This window comes from Fischerella major NIES-592 (genome assembly GCF_001904645.1).
In the GTDB taxonomy this organism is placed as follows: domain Bacteria; phylum Cyanobacteriota; class Cyanobacteriia; order Cyanobacteriales; family Nostocaceae; genus Fischerella; species Fischerella thermalis.
On record NZ_MRCA01000019.1, the window covers coordinates 18,132 to 35,581 of the forward strand.

At 41.4% G+C, this 17,450-nt stretch carries 19 protein-coding genes; 10 read left to right on the top strand and 9 right to left on the bottom strand.

Annotated features, from left to right (window positions below):
• Positions 1 to 172 precede the first annotated feature (172 nt).
• Positions 173 to 670: a hypothetical protein gene (locus NIES592_RS21855; RefSeq protein ID WP_073556876.1), complete on the top strand. Its 498-nt coding sequence runs from the start codon at positions 173 to 175 to the stop codon at positions 668 to 670.
• A gap of 106 nt (positions 671 to 776) precedes the next feature.
• Positions 777 to 1,268 (top strand): hypothetical protein, encoded by a 492-nt coding sequence (locus NIES592_RS21860; protein ID WP_073556877.1) that lies wholly within the window; start codon positions 777 to 779, stop codon positions 1,266 to 1,268.
• A gap of 168 nt (positions 1,269 to 1,436) precedes the next feature.
• Here NIES592_RS21860 and NIES592_RS25460 read toward each other — a convergent pair whose 3' ends face one another.
• Entirely contained in the window at positions 1,437 to 1,574 is a 138-nt protein-coding gene (locus tag NIES592_RS25460; protein WP_178379605.1) for a hypothetical protein, read from the bottom strand.
• A gap of 27 nt (positions 1,575 to 1,601) precedes the next feature.
• On the opposite strand from NIES592_RS25460, the gene NIES592_RS21865 reads away from it, so the two are divergent.
• Complete coding sequence (locus NIES592_RS21865; protein ID WP_062250100.1) at positions 1,602 to 1,790, top strand: hypothetical protein; 189 nt, start codon at positions 1,602 to 1,604, stop codon at positions 1,788 to 1,790.
• Positions 1,791 to 1,811: 21 nt separating this feature from the next.
• On the opposite strand, the gene ctpC is transcribed toward NIES592_RS21865, so the two are convergent.
• Complete coding sequence (gene ctpC, locus NIES592_RS21870) at positions 1,812 to 3,095, bottom strand: carboxyl-terminal processing protease CtpC (RefSeq protein ID WP_062250099.1); 1,284 nt, start codon at positions 3,093 to 3,095, stop codon at positions 1,812 to 1,814.
• 310 nt (positions 3,096 to 3,405) lie between these two features.
• Positions 3,406 to 4,632, bottom strand: a complete 1,227-nt coding sequence (gene ispG / locus NIES592_RS21875; protein WP_062250097.1) for a (E)-4-hydroxy-3-methylbut-2-enyl-diphosphate synthase — start codon at positions 4,630 to 4,632, stop codon at positions 3,406 to 3,408.
• 105 nt (positions 4,633 to 4,737) lie between these two features.
• On the opposite strand from ispG, the gene NIES592_RS25465 reads away from it, so the two are divergent.
• Together NIES592_RS25465 and NIES592_RS21880 are read left to right on the top strand one after the other, a co-directional pair.
• Positions 4,738 to 4,881, top strand: coding sequence for a hypothetical protein (locus NIES592_RS25465; RefSeq protein ID WP_178379606.1), 144 nt, complete (start codon positions 4,738 to 4,740; stop codon positions 4,879 to 4,881).
• A 209-nt stretch (positions 4,882 to 5,090) separates the two neighbouring features.
• The gene (locus NIES592_RS21880) at positions 5,091 to 6,122 is read left to right on the top strand and encodes an isochorismatase (RefSeq protein ID WP_178379607.1); all 1,032 of its coding nucleotides are present in this window, start codon (positions 5,091 to 5,093) and stop codon (positions 6,120 to 6,122) included.
• Positions 6,123 to 6,199: 77 nt separating this feature from the next.
• Here the strand turns inward: NIES592_RS21880 and NIES592_RS21885 are convergent, their stop codons facing one another.
• Positions 6,200 to 7,084 (bottom strand): LysM peptidoglycan-binding domain-containing M23 family metallopeptidase, encoded by an 885-nt coding sequence (locus NIES592_RS21885; RefSeq protein WP_073556879.1) that lies wholly within the window; start codon positions 7,082 to 7,084, stop codon positions 6,200 to 6,202.
• A gap of 276 nt (positions 7,085 to 7,360) precedes the next feature.
• Here NIES592_RS21885 and NIES592_RS21890 point away from each other — a divergent pair, with 276 nt between their 5' ends.
• The gene (locus tag NIES592_RS21890) at positions 7,361 to 8,578 is read left to right on the top strand and encodes an HhoA/HhoB/HtrA family serine endopeptidase (RefSeq protein WP_009459431.1); all 1,218 of its coding nucleotides are present in this window, start codon (positions 7,361 to 7,363) and stop codon (positions 8,576 to 8,578) included.
• A gap of 70 nt (positions 8,579 to 8,648) precedes the next feature.
• On the opposite strand, the gene NIES592_RS21895 is transcribed toward NIES592_RS21890, so the two are convergent.
• The 3 genes from NIES592_RS21895 to ispD all read right to left on the bottom strand — a co-directional run bounded on the left by NIES592_RS21895 (position 8,649) and on the right by ispD (position 10,770).
• A complete protein-coding gene (locus tag NIES592_RS21895) occupies positions 8,649 to 8,996 on the bottom strand; it encodes a DUF760 domain-containing protein (RefSeq protein ID WP_062250091.1) in 348 nt (115 codons plus the stop codon).
• 242 nt (positions 8,997 to 9,238) lie between these two features.
• Positions 9,239 to 9,769, bottom strand: a complete 531-nt coding sequence (gene scpB, locus NIES592_RS21900) for an SMC-Scp complex subunit ScpB (protein ID WP_073556880.1) — start codon at positions 9,767 to 9,769, stop codon at positions 9,239 to 9,241.
• Positions 9,770 to 10,080: 311 nt separating this feature from the next.
• On the bottom strand, positions 10,081 to 10,770 hold the full coding sequence (gene ispD / locus NIES592_RS21905) for a 2-C-methyl-D-erythritol 4-phosphate cytidylyltransferase (protein ID WP_073556881.1): 690 nt from the start codon (positions 10,768 to 10,770) through the stop codon (positions 10,081 to 10,083).
• Positions 10,771 to 10,934: 164 nt separating this feature from the next.
• Here ispD and NIES592_RS21910 point away from each other — a divergent pair, with 164 nt between their 5' ends.
• Both NIES592_RS21910 and NIES592_RS21915 read left to right on the top strand, forming a co-directional pair.
• Positions 10,935 to 11,894, top strand: coding sequence for a glycosyltransferase family 9 protein (locus NIES592_RS21910; protein WP_073556882.1), 960 nt, complete (start codon positions 10,935 to 10,937; stop codon positions 11,892 to 11,894).
• 752 nt (positions 11,895 to 12,646) lie between these two features.
• Positions 12,647 to 13,411 (top strand): hypothetical protein, encoded by a 765-nt coding sequence (locus NIES592_RS21915; protein ID WP_073556907.1) that lies wholly within the window; start codon positions 12,647 to 12,649, stop codon positions 13,409 to 13,411.
• A 92-nt stretch (positions 13,412 to 13,503) separates the two neighbouring features.
• Here the strand turns inward: NIES592_RS21915 and NIES592_RS21920 are convergent, their stop codons facing one another.
• The gene (locus NIES592_RS21920; RefSeq protein ID WP_073556883.1) at positions 13,504 to 13,977 is read right to left on the bottom strand and encodes a CRR6 family NdhI maturation factor; all 474 of its coding nucleotides are present in this window, start codon (positions 13,975 to 13,977) and stop codon (positions 13,504 to 13,506) included.
• 410 nt (positions 13,978 to 14,387) lie between these two features.
• Between NIES592_RS21920 and NIES592_RS21925 the strand changes: the two genes are divergently transcribed.
• Entirely contained in the window at positions 14,388 to 15,008 is a 621-nt protein-coding gene (locus tag NIES592_RS21925; RefSeq protein WP_073556884.1) for a TMEM165/GDT1 family protein, read from the top strand.
• A gap of 75 nt (positions 15,009 to 15,083) precedes the next feature.
• Here the strand turns inward: NIES592_RS21925 and NIES592_RS21930 are convergent, their stop codons facing one another.
• Positions 15,084 to 15,944 (bottom strand): tetratricopeptide repeat protein, encoded by an 861-nt coding sequence (locus NIES592_RS21930; RefSeq protein WP_073556885.1) that lies wholly within the window; start codon positions 15,942 to 15,944, stop codon positions 15,084 to 15,086.
• Positions 15,945 to 16,335: 391 nt separating this feature from the next.
• On the opposite strand from NIES592_RS21930, the gene NIES592_RS21935 reads away from it, so the two are divergent.
• Positions 16,336 to 17,382: a hypothetical protein gene (locus tag NIES592_RS21935; RefSeq protein WP_084552373.1), complete on the top strand. Its 1,047-nt coding sequence runs from the start codon at positions 16,336 to 16,338 to the stop codon at positions 17,380 to 17,382.
• The last annotated feature ends 68 nt before the right edge of the window (positions 17,383 to 17,450 follow it).

The following is a 17,450-nucleotide window of genomic DNA, read 5'->3' on the forward strand; positions in this document are numbered from 1 at the left end:
TAAGTTACCCAAGAATAAAGTTTTCGTTTGCATCTCGCGTCAGTTATGTTTTCGAGTTGCAGCGGGAAAAAGCTTTATCTTATCTTCACGGGAGGGTCAGAGAGGGTGTCCAGAATCCGATTAATGCAAAGATGGGTCACCCTCTCGGTTTTTGAATCAGGAGATGAGCAAGATGAAAGAAAATCACTTTAGTCGAGTAACTGCTTTAGTGATGGGCTTGCTGATGATTTTCTCGGGTCAGGCATTATCATTCTCATTGAACCCCACCAAGGTAAATGAAGATTATGCATTAGATCACTCAAATTTTATTATCGCTCAAGAGAAAGTATCAGTAGGAGTTGCCGTTGCCGTTGCAGTGAAGGTATTAAATCAAGCGGTAAGCGTTGTGCAAACAGTGGCACAAACTGTACCAGTGAACATCCCTTCAAAGTACAGAGATATTGTCTTACCCAAACTTCGACAGGCTCAACAATCGATGGCTAAAGCTCAAGTTTCAGCTCAGAAGGGAGATAACGTTCAAGTGGTTACATCTGTATCTCAGGCAGTAGCCTTTATGGCTGAAGCACAAGCCGGAGCCAAAGGAGATGCAGGTTCTGTGCAGGTAATTACTCAGGCTATTGCTAAAGCAAATGAAGCAATAGCGATAGCTCAGGCTCAAACTCAGAGTTAGTCTCTCTAATCAATTAAGTATAAATGAGCAGATGTTCTCGAGTTGGCCATTGTATTGACTCCAAAACAGTCAAAAGTAGTATTTTATTCCCATCTAAAATTTATACATGAAAATCCTCAGGGTTTTTGCAGCCTGTGTAATTTTAATAACTGTGGGGAACACAGCTGTAGCCTACAATATCATCCCCACTAGTCAAAATTCTATCCTTCAGTTAAACAACAATCGCGATGTCAATAGTGTTACAGCTATTAATACCCGGAATTCTCATAGTTCATCTGATTACCAAGAAAGTACCATCAGCCTTAGCGCATTCAATCTCAGTCGCCCACACATCCTTAGCATTAATACTTCCGGTTCTGAATTGCAAGGCAACATCACTTTCGATGGCAGAGTGATCAGACAGATTCGTGGCAAGAGAGTCTATGTTAATCTGTCACCCTATCTTTCTAAGGGAAAACACATAGTCAAAATTTCAACTCGTTATTTTCCTGCATCATCTTCAGTAAAAGTCGAATTTAGCGGTCTTGGTATCAATGTGACTCAGGAAACTAGTGGTAGTGGGCGATTAAACTACATTCTGAATGTGAGTGTTTACTAGTTAAATACGTGGCAATATCTTTTTATTTCTATACTGCAATTGCGAGCTATAGAATGAAAAATTGGCACAATCTTCTAACTCTTGAGATTGTCGTAATTGGTTCTGAAAAAGGTACAGTACCGATTTTGCTTCAATAAGAAACGAAGTAGAAAATGGAAAGTAAACTACCTACGCTCCCTCGGTGAGCGTGTAGTATTTTTGTCCAGCAGAAAACATGGTAGTAGATTTCTTGCGTCCTCTATCACTGCGACTTGCATCTGGACGACGGGCTTTATCCCCCGTTCCAGTCGTCAACTTGCCCGCCATTCATCCCACACTTATCGGGTGAAAAAAATGAGCAATGCACAAAATTTCTATATTGTCAAGCGTCCTGCTGGCAACTGCGAAATCATCCCTAGCAATGAAGTTGCTGGGGATGACAATCCAGAAGTTATGGAAAAGTGGGGACCCTTTGAATCGCCAGGGGAAGCGATCGCTCGTCGTGTAGGACTGATTCGCGCGGGTAAATGCCAACCAGTCTAAAGGCAAAATTTAAACCACTTTCTAATTTCTTTGTGCATTTGTGCCTTTAGCTGCAATTTCTTTAGCTAACACTTCCACTGCTTTAGCAAACTGCGGATCTGCTTGAGTAGCGACTTTTTCTCGTTCTTTGATCCACAAGTCTTGTCGCTGCTTATCACTTAAGTCCACTACTATGTTTGGGTCAATTCCATGTTTATTGATATCTCTACCCAGGGGGGTATGATATTTAGCGATCGTAACTGCTAATCCTGAACCATCATCCAAGGGGCGTACAGACTGTACTAGACCCTTGCCAAAAGTCTGACTACCCACTACGACTGCACGCTTGTTGTCCTGCAATGCGCCTGAAAGAATTTCACTAGCACTGGCACTACCTTTATCTACCAATACCACCAAGGGTTTGTTCGTTAAGGCCCGTCCGTTGGCCATTTCTCGTTCTGCCTCACCCCGACGATCGATGGTAGAAACAATCGTGCCTCTATCCATCCACATGCGGGCAATGTCCACACTAGAGTACAGCAGACCACCTGGATTATTACGTAGATCTAAGATGTATCCGGCTACCTGCTTGCTTTCTAAATTCCTGATTGCATTCCGCATTTCTTTTGCAGCATTGGCACTGAACTGCTTCAAGCGGATATAGCCAATATTACCGGCAGGCGTTTGCTTTTGAGAAAATTCTACCGGATGGATTTCAATTCGCGCTCTTGTTATTGTAAAATCTTTTCTTTGACCTTCACGCAGGATTGTTAAGTTAACTTTAGTACCTGGTTCACCTCGGATTAGGGATACTGCTTCATTAGTATCCATGCCCTCTGTGCTTTTACCATTGATGTAGATAATGGTGTCTTTTGCCAGAATTCCAGCCTTAAATGCAGGTGTATCCTCAATTGGAGCAATTACAGTTAACTTTTTGGTTTTTTCATCCAGACCTATCTGGATACCAATACCTGTCAATTCACCAGAGGTATCAACTTGCATATTTTTGAATTCCTCTGGGTCCATAAACCGGGTATATGGATCATCTAGCTTCTTCAGCATTTCCCGGATGGACTTATATGCTTCCTCCTTGTTTGTGTAGGACTTATTCAGGTACTCACTCCGAACAGCTTTCCAATCTACCTGATTAAAAGTACCGTCTACGTATTGTTTATTAATAATTTGCCAAACTTCATCTACTAGTTCCTTAGGACTTTCTTTAAAAAGAGCTTGTCCTTGCGAGTGAATGCCAAGGCTTGTAACTGCGATTGTGGATAGCGTCACCGCCGTAGCACCCAAAACAAGTCCATTTCTTGTAATTACCATAATGACAGCTGCGTGGCTAGGGACAAAATTTTATATGTCAGTATGCTCAATCTAACACAGGCAAATACTGTACAGAATGAACATATCTTGTTATTTCTACAAAGTTATTAGGGATTGGGGAGGTGGGGAACTCGGGGCCCCCACGACCGACAGGGAGTGGGGATTAGGGGCAATGGGGAAGTGTGAGGAGTGTGTAGACGCGCTTTAGGCGGCTTCCCGTAGGGTGGAGTGTAAGGAGTGTGAGGAGTGTGATATTTCCTTGTCTCCCGTGTCCTCCTGTTCTCCCTTGATCCTCAGATCCCTAACTTCCTCACGGTTCTACCCAACGTCCATCTGCTTTGATCAAATTGATTAACTCCTCTACACCATGTTCTTCTGGGACTTTTTTGATTTCTTCTCTGCCACGATACAGAGAAATATAACCTGGAGTCTTACCGACATAACCATAGTCAGCATCTGCCATCTCTCCAGGACCATTGACTATGCAACCCATGACTGCGATGTCAAGTCCAGTGAGATGCTTGGTAGCTTCACGGACTTTGTGCAATACTTCTTCTAGGTTAAATAAAGTACGTCCACAGGAAGGACAAGCGACATACTCGACCATTGTTTTCCGCAATCCTAAGGCTTGCAGAATACTGTAGCAAACAGGAATTTCTTTTTCTGGAGATTCAGTCAGCGACACCCGAATTGTATCGCCAATGCCATCAGCTAACAAAGTAGCAATACCAGCTGTGGATTTAATTCTTCCGTATTCACCGTCTCCAGCTTCTGTCACACCCAAGTGCAAGGGGTAATCCATACCCAACTCATCCATTCGCTGTACCATAAGACGATAAGCAGCAATCATCACTGGTACTCGCGAAGCTTTCAGGGAAATCACTAGGTTGTGGAAGTCTAAAGATTCACAAATCCGGATAAATTCTATGGCAGATTGCACCATCCCTTCTGGTGTGTCACCGTAAGTAAATAGCATTCTTTCAGCTAGAGAACCATGATTTACCCCAATCCGCATAGCTTTGCCTTGATCGCGCAAAGAAATTACTAATGGTTCTAGAGTTTCGCGGATTTTTTCACCAATTTCGTCAAATTCGACTTTAGTGTATTCGGTTCTGTTTGGATTCGGTTTTTCAAATACATACAGTCCTGGATTTATCCGTACTTTCTCTATGTGCTTAGCAACTTCTAAAGCTATCTTCATGCCATTGTGATGCACATCAGCAACAATCGGCACATCTTGATAGGTTTTAATTAATTTTTGTTTAATTTCTGCCAAAGCTTTGGCATGAGCCATACTTGGTACTGTAACACGGACAATTTCACAGCCTATCTCATGTAGACGCCGAATTGCGGCAACAGAACCATCAACATCAAGAGTGTCCTCGTTGATCATAGATTGCACCACTACCGGATGACCTCCCCCAATGGTGACATTTCCTACTTTCACTGGACGGGTTTTCCGTCTTTTAATAGTTGTGTCAAAAGTAGGTTGACTGGATAAAGTATTTGCAGTAATGGGTGTAGGCAGAGTTTGCATAATCTTTTAGGTAATTTTGCGGTAGCGAAAATATCGGATTTGAAAACGCTCTGTTTCCCAGATTGCCATAGTTAGTGCTTTTTTGGGCAAATAATTAGCAAAAAAATGCTATCGGGAAATAATGAAAGAAAAAAGCAGATATTGACGATTTTTCTCAATGGTAAAAATATGCGTTCTGCATTGTTTTGGCAAAATAGCGATCGCTTGATTTCTCAATTACCAATACTGATTTATAAATGTCATAAGTAGTAACAATAATTGTTACTTATCCACCCTATTTTTATCCCCAACACTAATTCATTTTCTCAAGGTGCAACTTAATGGCTACTGTCTTTGATAAGTATACAATTAATACGTGTATGGTACTTAAAAATACATTCTTAAGCGAAATAATACGTATTAATTAGATGAAGATGGTAGCAAAAACCCGAATTTTAGCTGCGAATTGTAATTGTTGTATGAATAATCAAACATCCACCCAACTACCCATACCCCCACACTTCAACCCCGAAACAGTGGGCGCAGTCTGGCGTGTCCCTTACCAACAACGCGCCGCAGCTGCACAAGCATGGACAAAACAACACGAAATCAAACCCGCATCTGAAGATAAAACTCGGATTTGCTTACTTCTAATCGATGTGCAGAACACTTTTTGCATCCCCGAATTTGAATTATTTGTTGGAGGAAAATCTGGTAATGGTGCAGTAGATGATAATGTTCGTTTGTGTGAATTTATTTATCGTAACTTGAGAATAATTACAAAAATTATACCAACTCTAGATACCCATACAGCGATGCAAATTTTTCATCCTATTTTTTGGATGAATGCTGCTGGTGAAAATCCAATTCCTGCTGAAACTAACATTACACCAGCAGATATTGAACAAAGAATTTGGCATGTAAATCCTAATGTTGCTTTTAGTCTAGGATTTGATTATGAGTTTTTAGAAAAATACGCTTACCACTACGTTAAACAGTTAACTCAAAATGGTAAATATCCCTTAACAGTATGGCCTTATCATTCTATGTTGGGTGGTATTGGTCATGCTTTGGTTTCTGCTGTGGAAGAAGCAATTTTTTTCCACTCTATTGCGCGTAATAGTCAAACGCAATTTGAGATTAAGGGTAATAATCCTTTAACAGAAAACTATTCTGTTTTAAGTCCAGAAGTTTTGGAAGATTTTGATTCTCGTCCTATTGCTCAAACTAATAAAAAGTTAATTCAACAGTTATTAAACTTTGATGCTGTGATTATAGCCGGACAAGCAAAAAGTCACTGTGTCGCCTGGACAATCGATGATTTGTTAACAGAAATTCGGCAGGTAGATATGAAATTGGCGAAAAAAGTTTATCTGCTGGAAGATTGTACTTCTGCTGTTGTGGTTCCGGGTGTGGTGGATTACACAGAAGCAGCAGATAAGGCGTTTGAACGATTTGCTGATGCAGGAATGAAAATAGTTAAGTCTACCCAGTTAATCAATTTTTTCTAACGCAAAGGAACGCAGAGGAAGGCGCGGAGTAGCGCAGAGGAAATCTCTGTGTTCTCTGCGTGGAAAAACTACTCTAATTACTTCAAATATTCTCCTGGATCTTGAGCAACCCAACCCAAAGAAGAGTTTGAACGTATTTCAAAATGGAGATGGGGTTGAGTTATGGTTGGTTGTCCTGTTTTGCCGACGGTTCCTAGCAAGTCTCCCTGTTTAACTTGCTGACCAACAACAACTTTGATACTTTCTAACTGGGCATAACGGCTTTGCAATCCGTTACCATGATTGATTATTACTAAGTTACCGTACGTACCACGATCGCCTGCAAAAACTACTGTCCCTGGTGCGATCGCTTTTACAGGTGTTCCGATAGCAGCCAACAAATCAATACCACTGTGAAAGAAGACTTCACCGTTATTTGGGTTAAGCTGCCAACCATAGGGAAATCCCACTTGAACTGCTGATGGTAAGGGATAGCCGTTTATTTGCACAGCAGGGGAGTTTCCACTAGAAGTTGGGGATGTGGAGATATTCGCACGACTTAATGCTTGATTAGGTGCAGGGATAAATGCGATTTGAGATGGTGGTTTACAGCCATTCAACTCAAAAAGAGCATCAGCACGAACTTTGTATCTTTGTGCTAATTCTCGCCAAGTTTCACCACGAGCTACTTCTACCACAATCCCATCGTAGGGAGGGATGAGAATATTATTACCCGCACTCACTCTACCGTTTTTTAAAGTCGGATTCATGGTGATAATAGTATCAGGAACTAAATTGTAGAGCTGGGCGATGCTCTGCAAGGTTTCGCCACGGGCAACTCGATGGCGCTGGAAACGTTCCAGAGCTGGAGTTGGGCATTTAGCTACCTGTGCTAGTGCAGGATTTGGGCGTGTGGATACGAGTCCCAAAGCAGAGATTAAGCTAGAGAAAATTATTAGAAGTAGGCGATCGCGAACAGTCATGTATGTTAAGTGGAGCGAAATTAAAGTACTCAACGTCAACAGTTCGGGTATGGTGCGAGCATTCTTGCGATTCTAGCTAAATTTTATAGTTAGTTGGTTGTTGATTGTTAATAGTTGATTGTTGATTGGTATTAACCAGCAACTAACAACCACCAACGATTAACAAAAATCTACAATTTCACCGCTTTAATGATCAAAATTAATCTGTCCACTTGGCTGTTGCTTGACTACACTTAGAAATTAGCATCTGCATTGCTGTCCTTGAGTATAGTGATTATGAAGTTATCAAAGAAACAACTGGCCGTTTATTTTTCATTAGTTGTGGGCGGCGGCGTATTCGGCGGTAGTGCAGTGTTGCTAGCCAGTCCCTTTCTCCTGACACAGAGGCGTACATTTCAGGAGCTAAGGAATGTGACAATGGGCGCGCCGTCAGAAACAGTAGTTACCAATGCTTGGGGAAAAAGCATAGAAGTAACAGGGGGTGAGAGTGTTAATTTTATTGCTGCTGCCGTTCAAAAAACAGGACCAGCAGTCGTACGAATTAATGCGACACGCAAAGTAGCAAATCCTATCTCAGAAGCTTTTAAAAATCCTCTCTTACGCCGATTTTTTGGCGAAGATGAAGAACCTATTCCACAGGAGAGAATTGAGCGTGGTACGGGTTCTGGTTTTATCCTAAGTAAGAATGGAGAGATTCTGACCAACGCTCATGTAGTAGCAAACACAGATACAGTACAAGTTACCCTCAAAGATGGCAGAACTTTTGAAGGCAAGGTAATGGGAGTTGATCCCATGACAGATGTAGCAGTGGTGAAAATTCCTGCCAAGCAATTACCTAACGTGAAATTGGGTAATTCACAAAATTTGATCCCCGGACAGTGGGCGATCGCGATTGGAAATCCTTTAGGTTTAGATAATACTGTTACTATCGGCATCATCAGCGCCACAGATCGCACCAGTTCCCAAGTTGGCGTACCAGATAAACGAGTTAGCTTTATCCAAACCGACGCCGCCATTAATCCTGGTAACTCTGGGGGCCCTTTATTAAATTCCCAAGGCGAGGTAATTGGAGTAAATACTGCTATTCGTGCTGATGCTCAAGGACTCGGTTTTGCCATTCCGATAGAAACCGCTGCGCGTATTGCTAATGAACTTTTCACCAAGGGGCGTGTGGAACATCCCTTTTTAGGGATCGAAATGGTAGACCTTTCTCCTACCAAAAAACAGCAAATCAATCAAGAAAACCGTCTCAACATCCAGCAAAATACTGGTATTGCCATCAAGGGAGTTCTAGACAAATCACCTGCACAGCGAGCAGGACTGCGCTCTGGAGATGTCATCCAAAAATTTAACGGCAAACCAGTCAAAACTGCTGCTCAAGTACAAAAATTGGTTGAATCTAGCAGTGTTGGAGACACTCTGCAAATTGAAGTTAACCGTGACGGCAAAATTCAAACTTTTCCAGTACAGTTAGGAGCCTATCCCCAAAAATAGCCATTAGTCCAGAGTCTAAAGTCTAGAGCCAAGAGTTTTTTACTACTGACCATTGGCAATTGACTCTTTACTAATGATTATTAGCCAAATGATCTAAATGCATCCGTTGTTCCATCTGGCGCAGGAAATAGCCGGTCATCATTGCTGATGCTAAAAGACCAGCAAGATTATCTCGATCTGTTGTAATTTGGACGTTGAAGTTTTCAGCAGGCAGCATCCCAACTAGCCCCTGGACATTTTGCGAAATGATTTGCTTGATTTCGGGGCTAACGGACTGAGCGACGCTGGCCAAAACTTCCGGGGGCTGATGTTGCAAGTATTTGAGTAACTGATTAGACTGTTCCTCAAAATTGTCACTCAGATGCTGATGAGGGTGTTCTTCAAAATTGTCATTCAAAAAGTCAGGATCAAACACCATTGGCAATTTAAGTTTAGCGGAGTTGCTAATTCTACTCTAAACCATTGTATAGAGTTAAGACATATTTCCTCAGCTACTAGGAGTAGCAGTAAGAGTTGGTAGTTGATTGTTGATAGTTAGTAGTTAGTGGTTGGTGGTTGGTGGTTGTTCACTACCCCTCACACTCCCCACCTCCCCTAATCCCACAAAGTGGGGATCCCTAGCCCCCCATCACCCCACCTCTTCATCCGCCGATCCCCAACCTACTCTGTCTCCGAGGCTGCTTCTAGTTTTAGCTCCAATTGTCGCTGCTGTTGTGAACTAGAAAATGGTGAGGGAAGTTGTTCGATTTGGAAATACTGATGAAATTTGGGTGTTACTTGTAATGAGTAGGAGCGAGAGTCGCTATCTCGGCGTTTCTTAACAAAACCAAGCTCAACTAATTCTTGCACGTGTTGATATGCTCCTGAGCCACGCAGGTTAATTAGGTCAGTTTGGAGCATAGGACTGTTCAAGGCGATCGCTGCTAGAGTTCGCAATGCACCCACCCCCAATTCTACTGGTATCAGGGTTTGTACTAAATGTTGAAAATCAGACCGCAGTTGTAAGCAGTAGCCGTTTGGAGTTTCTACGACTTCTAGGGCAGTGTCTCGACGAGCATAGTCGTCAATCAGGTCAATAATACCTTCTTCGGCAGTAGCGCGATCGCACGCGGCATACTCAGCAATTTCGCTGATTGATAGGGGTTTGCCCTTCAAATAAAGAATTGCTTCTATTTTTGTCGCTGCATTCATTGATCAATAGTCACTAGTCAATAGCCAATAGTCAATAGTCAACAGCAAAGGACAACTGACAATTGACAACCGAACAAGGAAAGAATAATAAGTGTAAGGACTCTAATAGCACAATTTGAAACGAAAGTCAATGCACTGGTTAGTTGTTAGTTGTTAGTAGAGACGCGAGGAACATCGCTTTTGTACATTAGTAGTTAGTGGTTAGTATTTAGTGGTTATTTTCATACTCCTCACACTCCCCACACTCCTCTACTCTTTTCCTAATGCGTGAATTTTGAATTGTTTTCTCCCCATCTCCCAATCCCCGATCCCTACTTCTGATCAAATCTAGTGTTGAGGATAAATTCAGCGATCGCTAAATCTTGTGGAGTCGTTACCTTTAAGTTTGTTTCCTCTCCTTGGACAATTTGCACTTGATAACCGCATTTTTCAAACAAAGCGGCATCGTCTGTGACTTCCCAACCGTGAGCTACACCTTCGCCGTGACACTGTTTTAGCAGCTTAACATCAAAACCTTGGGGAGTTTGTGCTGCCCACAGCTGGCTTCGTTCTGGTGTACTCTGAATTATGCCATTTTCATCTACAACTTTGATAGTATCTTTGACTGGCACAGCGGCTATTAAACCAAGACAATGACAAATTGCTTCAGCACATCTGTTGAGTAAATCTGGTGTAGCTAGACATCTAGCTCCATCATGGATCAAAACTTGTTCAGCATTAGCTGGTAAGGAAAGCAAGCCATTGTAAACAGATTCTTGGCGGCTGGAACCACCCTTAATTAATTTCACAGGTTTAGTTAACTGTAAATCAGCAATAATTTCCTTAAAGTCTTGCCAATCATGGGGTTGAGAGATAATTCCTATCCAACTAATCTGCTCTGATGCTTGTGCAGCTAACAGCGTCCAAGCAATAATTGGTTGCGATCGCACTTGTAAGAGGAGTTTATTCCGATGACTCCCCATTCTTCGTCCGGTTCCGGCAGCTGGAATTAATAAATGCACAGAGTCCCTTAATCTTTAAAAAATTAAAAAATGATGAACAGTAAATTATGAATGATGAATTATAAATTATGAAATTTTCAGCATTCAGCATTCAGTATTCATTATTCTTACTTAGTCCCTATCTTCCCCTAAAATAGGGAGCGAGTAGGCTTACATTAAATATTATGCGAATAGTAGCCCTTGTCCCTGGTGGAATAAGCGACCAAATTTTATTCTTTCCGACACTAGACGACCTGAAGCGTAATTATCCTGACGCTCAGATAGATGTCGTTGTGGAACCCCGGTCAAAGGCTGCTTACCGGGTGAGCAAGTCAGTGAACGATGTACTGATTTTTGATTATAAGGACCGTAACAGCTTGGCTGATTGGGCTAACTTAGTAGGCATACTTCGCGATCGCGAATACGATGTTGCTATTGCCTTGACACAAAGCTTGTTAATGGGTCTTTTACTATGGTTGACTGGAATCCCCACACGTATTGGTTACAAAGGCAAGGGAGCAGCTTTTCTCACTAACACCGTACCTCTCAAGCAAGAACAATACGCTGCTGACGTGTATCACACTTTGCTGCAAGAGTTGGGCATTAAGTCCCCTTGTCCACAGTTAGCTGTGAATGTACCTAAATTAGATATTGATTGGGCAGACAAAGAGCAGCTAAGGTTGGGAGTCAAAGAAACTGGTTACATTTTGATTCACAATGGTGTAAATGAGTTGCCAGCAAATCAAGGTCAAGATAGGACATATCCTGCTGAGAATTGGCTGGACATTATCCAAGATTGCCAGCAGAAGCAACCAGATATACCTGTGATGGTAGTTCAAGAACCAGGCCAACAAGAGTTTGTCGCTCAGATAAAGCAGTCCATACCCGACATAAAAATTACTTCCCCAGATAATATAGGCAAGTTAGCGGCAATGATTGCAGGAGCCAATTTGTTGTTGTGTACAGATAGTGCGGCTATGCAGCTTGCTGTTGCTGTTCAGACTTACACTATTGCCTTGTTTGGTTCGACAGATCCAGCGAAGTTATTGCCCAAAAGCGAGAAGATTATTGCAATCAAATCCTCTACAGGCAAAATAGCAGATATTTCGCCCAAAACTATTTTGGAAAAAATCTGGGGTGGTTAGTACTGCTTGAGGTAAAGTCAAAAGTACACTCTTGAGTAGATGCACAGAGTGCGGTTCCCTGAAGGGTTGTCCTGATGAAAAATTTCACCTTTTGCCCTTAATTCCCAGAGGAAACCTGACTCTTGTTTTTAAATAAGCAGAGGGGTATCTGAATAGGACGGGGTGACATCTTGATATTAATCCCATTTTGCTTAATCGTTGTGGGGATTTGAATCTCCTTTCTGCTTGTAGGAATAAATTCACAGGCGGAAAGGAGGTTCCATATTGTTTACCCTACTCTACTATTACAAAAGTGACTTTTGTAATACATGTATTTAGCTGTTTTTTCATTTTTGTAAGTGAAATTACTTGACTAAAAGTGTTTTAAAATACTTACATGATTTTAAAATTTACGGTATAAGAGTTTAAACATGAGTAGTTATTAACTGCTTAACTGCTTAATAAAAAACTATTAAAAGCAGCTCATTTTCATCAAGAGACTATATGAGGTATCTTAATGTAAAGAAATTCATTCATCAAAAATAAAGATTTACACTAGAACAAATATCAATTTCTATTATCAGTTTTTGTCACTTGAGTTCAGCAAAACAGAAAATCCCCAGCTATTTAACGGTTATACTTGCCAAAGTTGCCTAGTGTGATTAGCTTTTGGATGCATCTAATGCACTATTAACTGTGTTGCTTGACTTTGAATCTTGCTAACTGGCAAAAGATCCACCAAGAAAGTCATGAAATTTTCAAAGGGAAAACAAATGACGATTCAATTACATGGTTATACTAGCAGTGCCAAACGTTACATTCAAGTGCAAAGCCAGCCCCATCATATTACTGGTATTTTGAGAAAAATGCTCTGCTTGTGTGGAAGTAAGTATGAAAGTAAACTGATGAATACAGAAAGTACTTATTTTGAGTGTGAAGAAGATGGAACAATTACTTTTTACCAAGCACTCAGTACTGATGAAGTGCAATCAGGAATTTGGACTTATCTAGTGTACGAATGTGCAGAAAGTGAAGAAAAGGTATTCCAAGATAAATTTATTGATACAAGTATTAATTCTTTACAAAAATTGTTAACTGGTCAAAAATTAGTTCAAGATGCTGTAGGTATTTATGAGTATCTTAAATATAAATTTTATGAAAGTGAATATTTAGATGTTATTCTTCCTTCGGATTGGGATAATCTCACCGGTAAAGCAATAGCTAATCTGCTTTTGGAAGAATTTAAGGCGTTGAATTCTTCATCTCTTTTTGCAGAAAATATCGGCAAAAAATATATGAACACAGTTATAAATAAATTTATTCAACTAGGACTAGAAATTTTGGAAACAGGTAGCACAATCATTGATTTTGAATTACGTCAATATGATGTATTGAAAAATATTAGAATTGGCGAAATCGCAAATTTAATTATAGAGCATAACGATTATCTTCTATGGCAATCATCATTACCTAGCAAATCTAAAGCTGTGGAATATGCTTTCAGTGCCGCTCTAGATTTAATATGTAGAATTAATTAATTTGAATTATACCAATTTTGATTTTTAACTTTAGTTTTTACTTGATAAATAACTCTCTCTCAGGAAGCTGTTTTGCAATCCTGTCTTCGTAATTAAAACATTGCAAAAAAACTCTCGTCTAGCTCATATCCTAGCATTTGAGCCATTGATTGTAGACGTGATTTACTAGGTATGTTGTGTTGTTTTAGCCAGTCACTTAAAATAAAAATCTTATGCATCAAAAAGATTTCTAAAGCCTCAGGATTATACTGAATTCCCTCTTTGGAACTGAATTGATGCGGTACTAGCATAGCTGTGTAACGAGCGAATTCTCCTGTTTTCCAGTCTAGTAAAAATGGTAACCAAGGATAACGGGCGTCGAGGCGAACAAACCACAGCCGCACTTCTGGAATTTCTGGAAATTCTCGCGGATCGTCCTCTTGTTGGGAATAATTAATCTCAAAGCGTAACTGTTGTTCATAGGATGCGATCGCCCCTTCTTGCAGTAATTGCTCAATTACCGTTGCTACAGGAGATAGATCCAAGCTATTAATGGAGTCAGAATTAAGAGCGATCGTAATAGTCATAATTAAATAATCTGAGAACTTTAACTCAAAAGCAACCTCGACAATTCAGACTACCAGCTTTGTGAGTCCAACGCTAGCAGGAGAAGGGAGACAAGGGGAAAAGATAACTCACATATCCTTCGTGTTCCTGCATCCTCAATCATTAAAAAATTCCTTTACTACAACCTGAGATAGATGTATAATTACTCATAAATAAAGAAGGGGAGTAGCTGCTGGCAAAACATTAGCCAGCCCATCTAAATCAACATACTGGTGATGAGCCTGGTTTAGATGACAATCAAGCAATAAGCTAGTTGGAAGCGAGACCTTCACTGAGTTCACACAAAAAATAAAGTGTGAAGTTCAGTGAGGTTTCGCTAGTCTCATTGAGCTTCACACACGGGTAAACGATTCGTCTGGAGCTTAAGAGAGTGCTAACAGGTTTCACCGCAGGTTTATTACTCATTACAGTTTCTGAGTTAGGTGATAAAACCTTTTTTATCGCCGTAATTTTGTCTATGCAGCATTCGCGGCGGCTTGTATTTGCGGGTGTTGTAGCAGCTTTAGCGGCGATGACAATACTGTCCGTAGGAGTTGGACAGGCTGTGTCCTTGCTGCCAAAGCTTTACATATATTATGCTGAAATTGTTTTGTTTATTGCCTTCGGTATTAAGCTGTTGTATGAAGGTAGTCAAATGCCTGCCGCAACCTGCGATACTGAAATTGTAGAAGAAGCAAAAACGGCAGTAGCTGAGGCAGAAAAGCAACTGAAAAATCAAAAAAGTATTTGGGCAATTTTACTAGAAGCTTTTGTATTGACATTTATGGCAGAGTGGGGCGATCGCACACAATTTGCCACCATTACCCTAGCAGCAGCAAATAATCCTGTAGGGGTAACAACAGGTGCAATTTTAGGACATGCCATTTGTGCAGCGATCGCAGTGATTGGTGGAAGAATGTTAGCAGGACGAATTTCGGAACGAACACTTACCATAGCTGGCGGATTCCTATTTATTTTATTTGGGATCGTCGCTGCTGTGGAAGGAGCGTGAAAGTTGGGGAACGGGGGGACGACAAGGGAGGACACGGGAATTGTCTTCCTTGTCTTCCTTGTCTTCTCCTCTTCTCTACGGTGTCGGTGCTGACGTCGCAGCAGGAGTGGGAGTCACAGACTCAGAACTTCTTTTATTGATTTCGTCTTTGTACTGAGCTGGCGCTAAAGCTGCGGCTTTATCAAACAAAGGTTTTGCTTCATCAGCTTTTCCTTGCTCTTTGACAACCATCGCTTTTGCCAAAACAGGTCGAAAATCATTAGGAGCTATATTAACTGCCTGATCATACACAGATAAGGCTTGAGGATAGCGTTTTTGACTAGCGTAAACATTACCCAACATCACTTGCACAGCAACAGTATCCACACTACCGGGTTCAATTTTATTTGCTTGACCGGATTTAGCAAGGGTATCTTGTAATAACCCAATTGCTGCTTCCGGGCGCTTTTGGTTGAGCAACAAAGCTACCATTCCTTGCAAAGCCTCAAGATTGCCTGGCTTGGTTTCCAAAATAGAGCGATAAGCCTGTGCAGCACCTTCCTTGTCGCCGATTTGTTGTTTGGCTTGTGCCAACAGCACGCCATACCTAGTTTGTTCCGGATTGAGCTTCGCTAATTTTTCTAGAGGTTCAATTACTGCTTTAATGTTACCCGCACCCAGACTTAGTAATTGCAAACGAGTTTCTAACAAGCCTCGCAGTGCTGTTTGATTTTCCGGTTCTCGCTGTAAAACTTGTTCATAACCTCTTGCTGCATCTTCCAATTTTGCTTTTTGATCTGAGGAAGACGAATTTCCTCTGCCGCTAGCGGAATTTGGGCTGGGCTGTTGCGTATCATTAAATGCGGCTATGATGGGAACCATAGACACCCCAACAAAAGCTATCACTGCCAACACTAAAACTACTTTGACTAACCAACGATTACGCGGCTGAGACACAAAACCGTCCTTAACTCTAATAAAACTATTGTTTACACAAATTGAGAAAATTAAAAAATTGGAAAAGTTTGCGGAATACCGCTAACAAACTGTGAACTTTATAACAAATAGCCATTTGTGATGCTTAAGCAAGAGATGACTTTAAGAGGAGACGCCTAAATTGTAGCTATGGTATGCTTCCGAAACTAGTGTAAAGACGCTAAATTACACATTTAGTATGTATGCGAAAAATCGCGTCTTTCAGTATCATAACAGGGCAAACGATGGTGGTTGTTTTAAAAGTAAATATACTTTTAAAAGTAAATATACTTTGAGCAGCCGCACAAACGCTCTTCCCTGTTGCGTTAATAAAATCCCACAATGGGATGTGTCTCCGCCGCAAGGAGTTTTTATGAATTCCGACTTAATGCCGTCCCCTGAATCGTCAAATTCCACAGCTTCTGATGAAGCTAAACCTAGTCAAGAAGCAACTACTACATCAGTAGTAGCAGCCGAAGCATCTCAAAGTGACACTTCGTCTGTAATGCCAAGCGAAACTGCTAATGATGGGAACTTAGGGAATCGACAGCAACCGATTCCACCTCCCAGCGAACCGATGCAGTATCGAGCGATTGGCTTAGTCCGAGGTCGTTACATTGCTAGCAGTGAACAATTTACCCAAGGTGTAATGTTGACCCCAGATGGCACTAAATTAGATACCGTGCTACTTGGCCGAATCATGAGTTTAGTCAAAAACCACCTCGATTTAGAGCAAGAGCATCTGTGGGTTGTTTATCCGCGCACACGTCAAGAAAATGACCAATTGCATCTTCAAATTGTAGGGGTATGGGAGCCAGAAAAACTGGCTAAAAGTTCCATAACCGAACAGCAGCAACAGTTGACCTTATCAGAGGAGGAAACAGCAAATCCTGATTCACCCGAGAATTTAGAGAAAACACCCCAAAATACCTCACCAGAACCGACACCATCATCAGAAATTTCAGACGGTGGTTTTTCTGTTCGTGGCGAAATAGTTTACCAGTCATACGACACAGAGAACTTGGTAATCAAGATTAAGCAATCTGCCCGTAAGCCAAATGATAAACCCAAGTATTTCAAATTGAAACTCAAGGGCAAGCTAGAAACCAAAGCAGTAGGAAAGTTTTGGGACTTGCAAGTCCAGCGACAAGGTGAATCTTTGGTTGTAGAAAAGGCGACATTTATCGCAGAATTACCCAGAAAACGTAGCACTAAACCACAGTTCAAACGTGGAGCTAAAGGCGGGGGAAGCCGCCGTCCCAGTGGTAGAAAGCCCTATCCCCCAAGACGAAACGGAGAAGGTTCACCACGTCCAGTTAAAAAAGTGGGCGAATCTCCATCAGCATCGCCACCTCCCAGACCTATACCCAAAGGTTCTGTTCCCAAGCCTGTGAAACGACCGAAACCACCACAGGAGTAACATAGGAAAGCAGGGAGAATATCAGGGGTATGAGGGGTATGAGGAGAAAATATTTCCCCACTCCTCAC

What these genes read in the sequence shown, in the direction of transcription:
- NIES592_RS21895 (WP_062250091.1), bottom strand. Translation starts at nt 8,996, where the DNA reads ATGGTGTTTGATCCTGACTTTTTGAATGACAATTTTGAAGAACACCCT.
- scpB (WP_073556880.1), bottom strand. Translation starts at nt 9,769, where the DNA reads ATGAATGCAGCGACAAAAATAGAAGCAATTCTTTATTTGAAGGGCAAA.
- NIES592_RS21855 (WP_073556876.1), top strand. Translation starts at nt 173, where the DNA reads ATGAAAGAAAATCACTTTAGTCGAGTAACTGCTTTAGTGATGGGCTTG.
- NIES592_RS21865 (WP_062250100.1), top strand. Translation starts at nt 1,602, where the DNA reads ATGAGCAATGCACAAAATTTCTATATTGTCAAGCGTCCTGCTGGCAAC.
- NIES592_RS25460 (WP_178379605.1), bottom strand. Translation starts at nt 1,574, where the DNA reads ATGGCGGGCAAGTTGACGACTGGAACGGGGGATAAAGCCCGTCGTCCA.
- ispG (WP_062250097.1), bottom strand. Translation starts at nt 4,632, where the DNA reads ATGCAAACTCTGCCTACACCCATTACTGCAAATACTTTATCCAGTCAA.
- NIES592_RS21885 (WP_073556879.1), bottom strand. Translation starts at nt 7,084, where the DNA reads ATGACTGTTCGCGATCGCCTACTTCTAATAATTTTCTCTAGCTTAATC.
- NIES592_RS21915 (WP_073556907.1), top strand. Translation starts at nt 12,647, where the DNA reads ATGACGATTCAATTACATGGTTATACTAGCAGTGCCAAACGTTACATT.
- NIES592_RS21910 (WP_073556882.1), top strand. Translation starts at nt 10,935, where the DNA reads ATGCGAATAGTAGCCCTTGTCCCTGGTGGAATAAGCGACCAAATTTTA.
- NIES592_RS25465 (WP_178379606.1), top strand. Translation starts at nt 4,738, where the DNA reads ATGCTATCGGGAAATAATGAAAGAAAAAAGCAGATATTGACGATTTTT.
- NIES592_RS21935 (WP_084552373.1), top strand. Translation starts at nt 16,336, where the DNA reads ATGAATTCCGACTTAATGCCGTCCCCTGAATCGTCAAATTCCACAGCT.
- NIES592_RS21860 (WP_073556877.1), top strand. Translation starts at nt 777, where the DNA reads ATGAAAATCCTCAGGGTTTTTGCAGCCTGTGTAATTTTAATAACTGTG.
- NIES592_RS21920 (WP_073556883.1), bottom strand. Translation starts at nt 13,977, where the DNA reads ATGACTATTACGATCGCTCTTAATTCTGACTCCATTAATAGCTTGGAT.
- NIES592_RS21880 (WP_178379607.1), top strand. Translation starts at nt 5,091, where the DNA reads ATGAATAATCAAACATCCACCCAACTACCCATACCCCCACACTTCAAC.
- NIES592_RS21890 (WP_009459431.1), top strand. Translation starts at nt 7,361, where the DNA reads ATGAAGTTATCAAAGAAACAACTGGCCGTTTATTTTTCATTAGTTGTG.
- ctpC (WP_062250099.1), bottom strand. Translation starts at nt 3,095, where the DNA reads ATGGTAATTACAAGAAATGGACTTGTTTTGGGTGCTACGGCGGTGACG.